This window comes from Schlesneria paludicola DSM 18645 (genome assembly GCF_000255655.1).
Classification (GTDB): domain Bacteria; phylum Planctomycetota; class Planctomycetia; order Planctomycetales; family Planctomycetaceae; genus Schlesneria; species Schlesneria paludicola.
The window spans coordinates 2,187,872-2,200,930 of the sequence record NZ_JH636435.1 but is presented as its reverse complement, the minus strand read 5'-3'; the positions used below and the strand labels follow the sequence as shown (position 1 = coordinate 2,200,930).

At 56.5% G+C, this 13,059-nt stretch carries 9 protein-coding genes; 5 read left to right on the top strand and 4 right to left on the bottom strand.

Features of this window, described 5'->3' with window-relative positions:
- Window positions 1-14: 14 nt before the first annotated feature.
- The 3 genes from mgtE to OSO_RS0126955 all read right to left on the bottom strand — a co-directional run bounded on the left by mgtE (window position 15) and on the right by OSO_RS0126955 (window position 5,150).
- Window positions 15-1,394 (bottom strand): magnesium transporter, encoded by a 1,380-nt coding sequence (mgtE, locus tag OSO_RS0126965; protein ID WP_010586126.1) that lies wholly within the window; start codon window positions 1,392-1,394, stop codon window positions 15-17.
- A 39-nt stretch (window positions 1,395-1,433) separates the two neighbouring features.
- Entirely contained in the window at window positions 1,434-2,642 is a 1,209-nt protein-coding gene (locus tag OSO_RS45300; protein ID WP_010586125.1) for a molybdopterin molybdotransferase MoeA, read from the bottom strand.
- Window positions 2,643-2,819: 177 nt separating this feature from the next.
- Complete coding sequence (locus OSO_RS0126955; RefSeq protein ID WP_010586124.1) at window positions 2,820-5,150, bottom strand: serine/threonine protein kinase; 2,331 nt, start codon at window positions 5,148-5,150, stop codon at window positions 2,820-2,822.
- 318 nt (window positions 5,151-5,468) lie between these two features.
- Between OSO_RS0126955 and OSO_RS0126945 the strand changes: the two genes are divergently transcribed.
- Window positions 5,469-5,687, top strand: coding sequence for a hypothetical protein (locus tag OSO_RS0126945; RefSeq protein ID WP_010586122.1), 219 nt, complete (start codon window positions 5,469-5,471; stop codon window positions 5,685-5,687).
- A 184-nt stretch (window positions 5,688-5,871) separates the two neighbouring features.
- Here OSO_RS0126945 and poxB read toward each other — a convergent pair whose 3' ends face one another.
- Window positions 5,872-7,593 carry a ubiquinone-dependent pyruvate dehydrogenase gene (poxB, locus tag OSO_RS0126935; RefSeq protein WP_010586121.1) on the bottom strand — a complete coding sequence of 574 codons (1,722 nt, stop codon included), beginning with the start codon at window positions 7,591-7,593 and terminating at the stop codon, window positions 5,872-5,874.
- Window positions 7,594-8,232: 639 nt separating this feature from the next.
- Here poxB and OSO_RS0126925 point away from each other — a divergent pair.
- The 4 genes from OSO_RS0126925 to ligD all read left to right on the top strand — a co-directional run bounded on the left by OSO_RS0126925 (window position 8,233) and on the right by ligD (window position 12,893).
- Window positions 8,233-8,685: a general stress protein gene (locus OSO_RS0126925; RefSeq protein WP_010586120.1), complete on the top strand. Its 453-nt coding sequence runs from the start codon at window positions 8,233-8,235 to the stop codon at window positions 8,683-8,685.
- Between the two features lie 49 nt (window positions 8,686-8,734).
- Entirely contained in the window at window positions 8,735-8,887 is a 153-nt protein-coding gene (locus tag OSO_RS51525) for a hypothetical protein (protein WP_010586119.1), read from the top strand.
- 317 nt (window positions 8,888-9,204) lie between these two features.
- Complete coding sequence (locus OSO_RS0126910; RefSeq protein ID WP_010586117.1) at window positions 9,205-9,966, top strand: hypothetical protein; 762 nt, start codon at window positions 9,205-9,207, stop codon at window positions 9,964-9,966.
- Window positions 9,967-10,148: 182 nt separating this feature from the next.
- Window positions 10,149-12,893, top strand: coding sequence for a DNA ligase D (gene ligD, locus OSO_RS0126900; protein ID WP_010586116.1), 2,745 nt, complete (start codon window positions 10,149-10,151; stop codon window positions 12,891-12,893).
- Window positions 12,894-13,059: the final 166 nt, after the last annotated feature.

Here is a 13,059-nt window from a genome sequence, read left to right as displayed (position 1 = left end):
GAGTGGTCGATCTGTTAAAGCATCGTGCCGCGTAGGACCACCATCGAAACCGTGAAATAGATCACCAGACCGGTGACGTCAACAAATGTGGCGACGAAAGGGGCGGACGAGGTTGCCGGGTCAAGGCCCAAACGCTTCAGACCGAAGGGCAGCATCGATCCAATAATGGATCCCCACAGGACGATCGCCACCAGCGACAGGCTGACCGAAACGCCAACGAGCATCCAATGGGGACCGTAGATATTCGAGAAGGCACTCCAGAGTGCGATGCGCAGAAATCCAATTGTTCCCAGGATCAGCCCCAGGATCGCGCCCGAGATCAGTTCGCGGCGAAAAACGCTCAACCAGTCGCTCAGGCGGATCTCACCGACAGCCAGGGCACGAACAATCAGTGTCGCCGCTTGAGAGCCCGAGTTGCCTCCGCTGGAGATAATCAACGGCACGAACAAGGCGAGGACCACTGCCTTGGCGATCTCATGTTCGAAATAACCCATCGCAGTGGCGGTGAGCAGTTCTCCCAGGAACAGAATCACCAGCCACGTCGCACGTTTGTGAACCATCGTCAGCAGCGGTGTGGTGGAATATGGTTCGCTCAAAGCTTCCAGGCCCCCGAACTTCTGCGCGTCCTCGGTCGCGGCCTGTTCGGCCACGTCCAGGACGTCGTCGATCGTCACGATTCCCACCAGTCGGCCGTGGTCATCGACAACCGGCAACGCGGTGCGGTCGTAGCGTCGGAAGACTTCAATGGCCGATCGTTTCAAGTCCGTCGCCTTGAGGTTGACGAAATTGCTATCCATCAGCCGCTCGATCGTCGTGTGAACAGGCGCCAGCAGGATTTGCCTGATCCGCAAATCATCGATCAAGTGCATGTCGTGATCGACGACATAGACGACGTTCAGGGTTTCGCTGTCTTGCCCGTGTCGTCGCACGTGATCCAGCACATGTTCGACGGTCCAGTTGGACCGAACGGCAACAAAGTCGGGCGACATCAAGCGGCCGACACTGTCCTCGGGAAATTCCAGCAACGATCGCGCGATGGCTTGCTGTTGATCGGATAGCGTTCGAAGGTGCTTTTCGCGATCAGCGTCGTCAAGTTCTTCCAAGAGTGCCGTACGGTCGTCCGCGGCCATGTCATTGAACAAAGCCCCGGCGTCGGCGGGTTCCAGGCTCTCCAGCAATTTATGCTGTGTGGGGCGGTCGAGATACTCAAAGATCAGTGTGCGCTGTGGCCCGTGCAGTAATTGAAAGGCGGCCCGTTCATCGTCGTCATCCAGGTCCGCGAACAGCTCGGCGATGTCCGCGGGTTGCCACATATCCAGGACTTCGCTAAGTGTCTGGCTATCGCGCGTCTCGATCAGTTCCCGAATTTCCGGCAACATCAACTTGCAGAGCATCGTATATCGTCTCGCCGGCCGTAGTGTGATCGTGGGGAGTTACCAGGCGAACGATTCGACCTGATCGCCTGCCCGAAATTGTCGTGGCTCGCCCGGCAGCGCCACCATCCCGTTGGCCGAGACCGTGCCGCATAGATCGGATGAGCCATGCCAGGGAACTAAGGTGACTGACAGACCTTCAGCCGCCCATGTCAGTCGCGCTGGATGATACGTCGGACGGTCGGCCCGGGTCGAGTAATCATGCTCCAACCGTGCGAACAGCGGCTGCGGATTTGACGGTTCGGCTCCCATCAATCGTTTGATTGTGGTTCGTACGAACAATTCAAAGCAAACAAGACTGCCGACGGGATTGCCCGGTAGTCCGAAGACATTGCACGTCGGCGTGGTTGACAACGCCCTTTGTCCGAACCAGATTGGTTTTCCAGGTTTCATTTCCACTTTGTGGAAGATTTGTCTGACTCCGGCTTCGGCAAGTGTGCTCGGCACCAGATCCAGTAATCCAGCTGAGACGCCGCCCGACAGGATCAGTAGGTCATATTTCAGACCCTCCGCGATCTTGGCTGCCAGGTCTTCGCGGTTGTCCCGTGCGATTCCCAAGTTCACGGCAATGGCACCAGCCGCTTCGAGCTGCGCGGTCAGCATGACGCCGTTGGAATTGCGAATCTGGCCCCGCTCGGGCGTGGCCGTGACGGGGACGAGTTCGTCCCCCGTCGAAAGGACGGCGGCCCGCGGGCGACGTCGAACGCGCACCATCGATTGGCCAAGTTCGGCCAGTGTGCCCATTCCATGCGCGTTCAGCGTTATACCTGCGGTTAACACCCGGCTGCCTGTGCGAATGGATGTTCCGCGACGGATCACATTGGTGTTGGCCGTAGGCGGATTCGCGGCAATCGTGACGTGATCACCTTGGCGCTGCGTCTCTTCAACCTTGATGACAATGTCAGCACCGGCAGGTAACGGCGCCCCGGTCATGATTTGGGTCGCTTCCCCCCAATTGACGGTGTGTTGGGGAACCTGCCCCGCAGTGACAAGCTCAATCACCCGCAATGTGGCAGAACCGCTTTCGACATCGGAAATGCGTACTGCGTATCCGTCCATCAGTGATTTGTCGAAGGGTGGCGAGTCGACCGTACTGTGGACGTCTTCACCCAAAGTCAGTCCTAAGGCGGATTCCAACGGATGCTCGCTGACTTCAAACGGAATGACGCTCTCGCGAATTTGTTCCAGTGCCTGAGTGACGGTCAACATGAATTCACTTCCTGATCTTGCATCGAGAATGCGTGGCGCTGTTGCTACGAACGTGTCTGAAAAACAAGACTGGAAGGCCTTCGTCATTGCCGATGGTGATGCGTCTGCAGTCTAACGAGAGGCGCCTTAAGCTGCAGCCCGCTAAGGCGAGCAGATGGGCGACAAAATCCAGGGCACTCATTGCGATGGTCGTACTTGAGTCGATCGTTTGGCGGGGCCGATCTGGCTGGGATCGATGCCAGGCAACTGCGTCGATTCGACGCGAGGTCCCTCGAGTTGAGCGGTTTTCGATTCCCTGGGCCGGCTCAGATCTTTCTTACCCACGAATTGAATGCGGCGGGCCATCAGTCCTTCGAACTGATCGGCTGCGTCGTCGACGGTGCGAATTTGATTGCCTGTGGGATCAAGCGTCGTGAGCAAACGGGTGGATGGTGGCACGACAGATTCGGATCGGCTGGCCTTCCATTGCGCCATCGCGTTCAAATCGGTCCTTGGTTTTGCCGATTCAACCGTGATCAGCCCCGACTTTTCATCCGCCAGGTGAAAGACAGAATCACTGGCGTCGATTTGAATGGCGGCTGCACCTTCCTTTTCAGCAAATTCACCCGACAACTGTAAGAGTGGCCCAGATTCGCGAAGCGTCATGTGGTCCAGATCGAGCGACAGAGATGACGCTCGGCAATGGGCGTGAATCGCGACAAACGCACCCTGCCCCACTTTAAGTGTGTTGACGACAGTGAGTGACTGCGGTGCCTGCATCAGCAGAAGCGCGTTCGCGTCGCCGACGAAGTTTGTGTTCTTGATTGCGATCTGATTCGCGCGGGGCTTTTTATCCAGGGGTTCCCACTTCAGTGATCCAATTTCGTTGGCAGTCGAAAAATCTTCTTGAGAACGACTGGTATTGATGGGCGAAGCGACAAACTCGCAATTCAGAATGTTGAGCTGCTGGCAATGGGACTCGACCAGCACCATGGGATGTGGTGCCGCGTGACGAACGACAAGGTGCTCCAGGCTGATGGAGGTTGCCGTTAACTGGAGTGGTGTATCGCGAACGACAATCTCGGGTTTGACTCCCAGCGTGCCGCGAATGACCAGCTTTCCCTTCATGAATTTGACCACAGGGGCGTCGTAAGGGCCATGCTCATTGAGGAAAATGACCCCTTCGGGGGTCGGGGCGGGCAGAGGCTTCAAGTGGGGAAGGTTGCGGGCGAGATCGGCGTTGGAGTCTGCCGTGATGTTCTGTGAACTGGCCGTCGACTGGGTTGCGGCCTGACGGCTGACCTGGGCTGCCGAATACAGGTGTGAGACGACGTCGAGCAATTCCGTGCGAAGTCCTGCATCATAAAACATCGCCACCGCACCGGTGATCGCGAACAGGAATGATCCAATCCAAAGCGGACGACTGACTCGATCACCAGCTCCCGAACTGGAGAAGTGAGGCACGTCGCCGTCGAACAGGCGACGAAACTGTTTCAGCTTGCCGCGGCTAAATGAACTGGGGCGTCCCCACCGCTGCAGGACGTCGGCAAAACTGCGTGGTCGTTCTTCGGCTTTGGGGGCGGTCAATTGTCGAATGGTCTCGGCGAGGATCGCTGGCGTGTCTGGGGCCAGCGTGCGAACGTCGTCGATCGTACGTGTCTGATGTGACGCGATCTTGGCCAGGGGATCGGCGGTTGTGAATGGCGGTCGGCCCGTGAGCAACTGCCACAACAGGCATCCCAGCGAATACATGTCCGATCGGGCGGTCGCGGTGGCACCGGTTCCAATGAGTTCAGGCGCCAGTCCGTCGTAGGCTTCGAGTGTCAACTGATCGTGGATGGTGAGTTCTGGGTGGATGACCGGTCGAATCCCCCCATCAACGAGAACCGCCAGTCCCGTGTCCGTCAGTCGGACGTTTGACATGCGAATGTCGCCGTGCAGCAGCGACTTGGCCTGTGCTGCGGCCAGGCCGTCAAGCAGTTGACGACCGATCTCGAAGACAATCCCTGCGGGAAATCGCCCGCGGCGAACGAGCAGTTCGTTCAAGGGAAGTCCTGGAACGAATCGACTGACAACCACCAGGCGATCATCGTCCGTCGTCACGAGTTCGTGGGGAAAAATCAGTTGCGGATGGGCAAACCCTTTGGCGCGTTCCAGCACCGTCGACATTTGTCGCTGGGCGTCTCGAAATCGAGTGTGCTCGATCTCCTGCCGCTTCACGACGCACCGATCGCGTCGATTGAGTCGTTGTGCCAGATAGGTGGAACCAAGCTCGTTTCGGCCAATTTCATCAATCGCCACGAACGGGCCAATCTGGAGCTGGCTCGCGCGACCCTGCTCTAACAATTTGGCTTGGTAAGGAGTAAGCAGCCGCAACTGGACGAGCGAGTCAATCCAGACGGAATCGAACGCGGGAAGATCGAAGGACAGTCGCCGAACACGACCCCGCGCGCGCCGTAGGTCACCTGAGTTGCAAAGCTGCAACTCGGACAGTTGGCGTACTAATTCGTGAGACGGCGGCTCATTCACGACGCGAGCATTCCTTTGCTGCCAGATGGCCGGCGTTCACGCACGCAGAAAGTCCTGAAAGAAACCAACTGAGGGTGCCGCGATGGCCTGGACGATTGGGTTGTCGCAGAAGTCGCCGATTCGATCAAGACTCGAACGAAACGTGAAGCCACAAAAGGAGATTCGTTGGAAAGGCTCGCTGGCCCGCAGGCCGTGATCCAATTCCATCGCAAACTTCTGGCTCTGTACGGCATCGAGGTTGCTCCACCACATAAGTGAGGCTCCCGCATAGAACGGGATGCGTTGAAACGAACTTGATTATCGTCAGGAGGCGACATCATGAAGTCACGATCAGAAGATCACAGCGACTGCGACCCCGGCTCTGAACGATTGAAGGACGAGGCCGAACAAGAAAGAAAAACACCGGAAAATGAACCTGCGGTTGAACGGGGGGAACGAATCGCCACGGGTAAAGCCATTGCGAGGGGAGGGAAATCGAAAGGGTTCGTGCCTGGAGCGGTTCCGGATCGAGATGACCGGCGAACGAATGCCAAATGATCGTCATCGGTGAAGACGCAAGTTGCGGCGTTTCTTTCTCGCCGAGACGGGCGACCCGCTTCCGGTATCGACCCGCATGGGCGAACCGTCGTTGACGGTTCGCCAACCTGCTCCGTGCGATTTCGTCGACACGTCAATTTCGCTTTTGCGATCGCCACGCGATCGCAAAAGTATGCGAAGGCGGCTATTTCCAGTTCGCTGCGACGGTGTCCATCACTTCATGGACGTCGCCCGAAAATGCCACTTTGGTCATCGCCAACGCAAACCCCATGGCCTGCTGGACTGTGGCGCGCGGAGGCATCGCCAGCACATTTGGGTCAGTCACAATGTCCACTAACGCCGGGCCGCGATGGACAAATGCCTGCTGGAGAGCAGATCGCAATTCTGAGGGATCTTCGACGCGAACCCCAAACATTCCCATCGCTTGCGCGAGCGCGGCGAAGTTGGGATTTTTAAGATGACAGCCAAACGGCGCCAGGCCGGCGACCTCCATTTCAAGATGAACCATTCCCAGAGAGGAATTGTTGAAGAGCACGATCTTGACGGGAAGATCGTGCTGCGCCAGCGTCAGAATTTCACCCATGAGCATCGCAAATCCGCCATCGCCAGAAAATGTGATCACGGTGCGATCAGGATACGTCGCCTGTGCGCCGATCGCTTGAGGTAGTGCGTTGGCCATTGACCCGTGCGTGAACGAGCCCAACAGTCGGCGGTTCTTTCCGGCGCTCAGGTATCGTGCGGCCCAGACACAGGACATCCCCGTGTCGGCCGCGAAGATCGCATCGGGCCCGGCAAGCTCGTCCACCGTCGCGGCGACAAAGCCGGGATGAATCGGCCGTCGCGTCTGGACGTTGTCCAGATTTTTGCGAATCTTTTCAGCGGCGTAGCGGTGTTTTTCCAGCATCCCGTCGAGAAACGTTCGATCGGATTTCGCCGTCAGAAGTGGTAGCAGAGCCTTGATTGTTTCGCGGATGTCGCCACAAAGACCAAGATCCAGTCGCGAGCGGCGTCCCAGACGCTCCGCCCGCAGGTCAATCTGAATGATCTTAGACTTCGTCGGTATGAAGTTCTCATAGGGAAAATCGGTTCCCAGCAGGAGCAACGCGTCGCAGCCATGCATGGCCTCGTACGCCGCGCCCCACCCCAGCAGCCCGCTCATTCCGACGGCAAAGGGATTGTCAAACTCAATCCATTCCTTGCCGCGAAATGCATAACCCACTGGAGCTTTGAGCATTTCCGCAAGTGCCAGGACTTCATCGTGGGCGTCCGCACAACCGCTTCCACAAAACAACGTGATTTTGGGAGCGGAATTGACGATATTGGCAAGTTGAACCAGTTCGGCATCAATGGGCCGTACAATCGATGGAGCCAGAGCCACGTTGTGGGCGAGCGGAGATGAAACCGCTGCCATTCCAGCCACGTCGCCTGGAAGGACAATCACGGATACCCCGCGCTGGCTGATCGCATGCTGGATTGCCGATTGCAACACACGTGTCAGTTGACGGGGGTTTGTGACCAGCTCGCAGTAGTGGCTGCATTCTCGAAACAACTGGTCCGGGTGTGTTTCTTGAAAGTAGCCTGTACCGATTTCCGTGGTGGGGATATGCGAGGCAATGGCAAGGACCGGGGCCATGCTGCGATGCGCGTCGAACAGGCCGTTGATCAGGTGCAGGTTTCCGGGCCCGCAGCTTCCCGCACAGACGGTCAGGTTTCCTGTGAGTTGCGCCTCAGCCCCTGCGGCGAATGCGGCGGCTTCTTCGTGACGCACATGAATCCAGTCGATTTCCTTCTGACGGCTCAGGGCAGCGGTGACGGGATTCAGGCTGTCGCCCACGATCCCATAAATCCGTTGGACACCCGCCTTGGAAAGTGTTGCGACGATCTCATCAGCCACCGTTTGAGACATGAATCATTCCCTGCGAAGGTTGCGATTGGGGGTGATCGGTTTCAGCGGTCCTTGCGGCGGAAACTTGGAAATTCTCTGCGACAGATTTAGGCACCGCGGCTCGTTCCTACGGTCCGACCTGAGGTTCTCAAGAATGCGTCATCACACGAATCGCGATGACGCATAAGGTGAAGACGAGGTGCGAATTGAGAATCGATATCGTGACCGACGAGGCACTTCACGTGCCGTCAGTTCTGCGGACTCGCAAAGCCTGTCTAAATGCTGAAGAAGCCGTCTTGTTGCGGGTGACCCGCATGCTGATACCGGAACACGGTGCGATTTAACTCAAGAAATCGTAATGAGATATGGCGCAGTTGTGTTCAGGCATCCCTGTGCGTACGGGGTGGCATCCACGCGGCGGCGTTCGGGTGAAAAGACGTCAAAGTGGCGGTTTACCGACCAATATTGCAAAAGATCACGCGCGGTTGATGTGAGGCGGGGAAGTCTCGGTATCCCTCGCTTCTCTCAGGCTAACGTAAACCCCGCATTTTCTCGGTTGTCCGAAGTTGAGCACCGGTCGGTACGGCTGTTGCTGCGTTGCCTGGTGAGTGACAACACCTATGGCGGTCTTAGCGCCTGATTCGATAGCAGGGAACGGTTATGAATGCTTCGGACAGCAGAACATTGATTCAATTTTTCGACAATGACGCCGCCGCTCAGAAGGCGATTTCGGAATTGCGAGCGGTTGGCTTTTCCGGAGCCCAAATCGGACTGATTCGTCGGGATCTCGACCGCAAAGTCGACGGACTGGCAAGCGGTCCGTCACGAACGATCGGGTCCATGAGCGGCCTTCCCGCTCTGGATGGGCTTGCTCCTGGAATTGGCCCGTCGACCGCCGTGGGGATCTTGAGTGTCTTGTTCTGGAGCACGGTCACAATTGGTGCCGCCGGCGCGATGGTCAGTTTGGGGATTCCCCATGAGGATGCCGAACACTGCGAACAGGAGTTCAAATCGGGGCGAACGGTTCTGGTCGTGAAGGCTGGAACGCGCGCCGACATCGCGCATTCCGTATTGTGTCGCTTCGAACGTCCTCATTTGATCGCGGCGATCTGACGACGTTCAAATGCATCGTGGTGATTCGCTCTTCCCACAGGAGGTCACGATGATCCGAAAGTTGAGAACGGGACAGTATCGGCTTTATTCGAAAAAGACAGATCCCAAAACGGGAAAACGTCGAAACCTGGGAACTTTTGCAACGCGGTCAGAAGCAGAACAGCACGAGCGAGCGGTCCAGTACTTCAAGCATCACCACTGATTCATTTTTTCGTCGACGACGGTTTGAGCCTGCCGGAACTGATCTTTTGATCTTTCCTGTCGGGCTTTCTTCGTTTTACGGCGCTTGAGGATCGGCTTCGAAATGAATGCATGCAACTCCTGATCGCAATCCGTCTGTGCGAGAGACGTCTCACTACCAAGCGGACTTCGGTGGATGAGGCGTCGTCCTCGCGAATCTGCCGCGGCAGGACGCACACTGCGTTCCCCCTGTCGGCACATCAGTTGCGGATCACGACTTGTCGCGGCCTCACGCATTGTGGAAGCCCAGAGAGATCAAATCATGGGGAGGATGGGGAAATGAAAACGAATCTGTTTCGCAGCATCCGCAATGTCGGACTTTTCGCCGTGTTGACAGGAGTCGTCGCTCAGATGGCACTCGCACAGCAACTACAGACGAATCCAACTCAAATTGATCAAACGAATCCCGCCGCGGGTGCTGCGATGGACACCTACAGCGGAATCTATCAGACGCCATGGTTCAATGAGCCCAGTATCCGCCAGCAGCTTCAAATGAATGACGCTCAGTATGATCAACTGAACCAGGCCTACGTGACGAATTGGAATCGCTACAACGCTCGAATCAATCAGATTCGCAATGACAAGACATTGGACAGTCAACAACGCGAGGATCGATTGGAGCAGTTGAACAACTCCTTTCATGATTCATTTTCAAATTCCGCCAGATCGGTGTTGGCGGATGAGGCCGCTCGACAGAAATACAATCAAATGTACTATCAGTATCGTGGCTACGGAGCCTTCTATGATCCCGATGTGCAGCAGAAACTGAATCTGAGTGAGACTCAGCGGCAGAGCATTCGCGAAGCAGGACGCCAGTGGAACCGTCAAATGGGGCGGTACAACCGCGACTATGTCAGTGACCCGGATGTGGTCCTCAAACGTTTCAATGAATCACGTTCAGAGTATTCGGAAGGGCTAAAGAAGATTCTCACACCACAACAGGAGGAACAGTGGCGTGAGATCGCGGGGAACCGATTTGAGATTCCTGCCAACGTCTATTTCGATAACGGTGTGACGACGGCGAAACCGGTTCTTAAATAACCGAGATGATCGGTCACCGATCTCATGTGGTGTCGACAATCGTCCAATTCAATTCGTTCCTTGTTGCCAAGCCGGAGCTTGGCAACAAGGAAATCGCAAGCTCCCGGACACTTCTCAAAATCTCTGTGAAATGCGAATTCGTATCGGTTTGAGAATTGGTGGTTCTTGGAGGGAATCGAACGATGAGTCTCATCCCGTATCGACAGAAGCGTGATTTCCGCACGACCGACGAGCCGGCCGGTGAAATCCGAGACAAACCCGGTTGGCTCTATATCGTTCAGATTCATGCCGCCAGCCATCGACACTACGACTTTCGTTTGCAGCTTGGCGGTGTCCTGAAGAGTTGGGCTATACCAAAGGGGCCCAGCCTCAATCCGGCCGTCAAACGATTGGCCGTACAGGTGGAAGACCATCCCGTTGAATATGGAAGTTTTGAAGGCATAATTCCCCAGGGCCAGTATGGGGGCGGAACCGTCATGCTCTGGGATCGCGGTGACTGGGCCTCGCTCGATGGAGATCCGAAAGCGGCATATCATGATGGACGGCTCAAATTCGAACTTCACGGTGAGAAATTGCAGGGCCAATGGAGTCTTGTCCGCCGCGGTGGATCAAAAGATCCTGAGCAGAAGACCTGGTTCCTGATCAAACATCGAGACGAATTCGCGTCGGAAACGGATGCGATTCTTGAGGACGAATCGCGAAGTGTGATCACGAATCGGACCCTTGATGAGATCGCACACAATTCCAAGCCGCGCTTGCCGGCAGGCCAAACAATCTCGGCTGGAAAGGCTGTGTCGAATCGCAAACGGTCGGTGAAGCCCGTGCGGCAGTCGGCCCGGGAAGGCACGGCCAGTGAATCGAAGCATCGCCTGCCAAGGGGGGCGTCCGCACTCACGAGCAAGCATTTGATCGAGACTGGCGGACAGCAAGTGACACGCGTGGCGGCGATCCCTCCTCAGCTCGCCACGTTGGTCGATCGTCCTCCAGAAAGCGATCAATGGTTGAATGAAATCAAATTCGATGGCTATCGCATGTGCTGTCAAATTCGTGCCGGCCGCGCGACGTTCATCAGTCGCAATCAGCAGGACTGGACCAGCAAACTGCCCTCTCTTGCCGACGTCGCAGCAGGGTTCCCGGTTGAAAACGCCGTGTTCGACGGAGAGGTGGTCGCACTTGACGATCAAGGCATCAGTCGTTTCCAGCTCTTGCAAAATGCCTTCCGCAACAGCCGAGAAGCATCTCTGAAGTATTACGTGTTCGATCTCTTATCCTTGAATGGAATTGATCTGACAGGATTGCCGCTCGAAACGCGCAAAGACGTGTTGCAGGCAGTCATGCAACGCGTCCCGAAGGATTCCCCGTTCGTCATGAGCGACCATGTGATCGGGGAGGGGCCCGAATTGTTCGAGCATGCGAAGAAGATGGGCCTGGAAGGGATTATTTCCAAACGTCGTGATCGCCCCTATCTACCTGGTCGCTCACGCGACTGGCTGAAGTCGAAATGTTTCCAACGCGAAGAATTTGTCATCGGGGGTTACACCGATCCAAACGGAGGTCGGATGTCGTTCGGCGCCTTGCTCCTGGGCTATTACAACTCAGACCACAAGCTAATTTATGCGGGCAAAGTCGGAACGGGTTTTGATGACAACGCCTCAGCCATGATTCTGCGACGGCTGGAGCCGATCGTCATGGCGCGATCCGCCTTCACCGATTTTCCCTCGCGGCGTGAATCGGCAGATGGCGTTCATTGGACAAGGCCTCAATTCGTGGCGCAGGTCGAGTTCAGCAATTGGACGGACGATGGCCGTCTGCGGCATCCCGCGTTTGGGGGGCTGCGAGATGACAAACCGGCAGACGATGTCGTGCGCGATCCCGTGACTTCAGTGGAAGAGATGATGGAAGACTTAGCCAAAAACGGCGCACGTTCGCCACGGGGATCAACTCAGGGGGTGGCAATGTCGACGACAAGCGATGATCGAGGGCGCGTGGCCGCAATGGTTGATTCGACTTCCAAACGCAATCGGGCCATCGATGAACTGATTGCTTCAACGGGTGTTCAACTGACTCACCCCGACAAGGTTCTGTTCGCCGACGAAAGCATCACCAAGCAGGAACTGGCTCGCTACTATGTTTCCGCGGCCGCTTGGATGTTGCCGCATGTCGAGCACCGATTGGCAGTGCTGGTGCGATGTCCTGAGGGTCTTCAAGGCGAATGCTTCTATCAGAAACATCCCGGGCCCGGCACGCCGTCATTCCTGCAACGAATACCTGTCAAGGAGCAGGCCTCAACGAGCAACTATTTGGTGATCAACGATCTCGCCGGCCTGGTGTGGCTCGCCCAATCCGGTGCGCTTGAACTTCACGTGTGGGGATCGCGGATTGACGATATCGAGCGGCCCGATCGATTGGTCTTCGATCTTGATCCGGCCGCAGATGTGGACTGGTCTGCAGTTGTTGAGAGTGCCAGAGAGTTCCGTGAGGTTCTTCGTGGCGTGGGACTGGAGAGTTTTGTTCGCACGACTGGAGGACATGGCTTGCATCTGGTTGTGCCGATCCAGCGGCGAAGCAGCTGGGATGAAGCCAAAACCTTTTGTCATGCCGTGGCCACTTCCATCGAGGCGGCAGCACCGGATCGATTTACGTCAAAGATGTCGAAAGCGGCGCGGAAGGGAAAGATTTTTATCGACTACCTGCGGAACCAGCGTGGCGCAACCTCGATTGCCTGCTATTCACCTCGCTCACGTGCAGGAGCACCCGTCGCTACGCCGATTCATTGGGATGAGCTAAGCGATGAGCTCCGCTCTGATCAATTCCACTTGAGAAATATTGCCGACCGATTCGCCGAACTATTGCAGGATCCCTGGAAGGAACTTTTCACCGTTCGCCAATCCATTACGGCGGCGGCCAAGAAGTCGTTCGGTCTTTAAATGATGTGCGGCCGTGTCTTGGGCGAAGCCGCGGCAGATGGGTGAGTTTCTGGAAGCCAACCGACGTCCGTCACGCTGCATTGGTTTTTTCAACGACAACGGTCGACAACGCAGAAGACGATGATGCAGAAAGAAAATCGAGCGTTTAGTCGGCCCGCGATCGAAA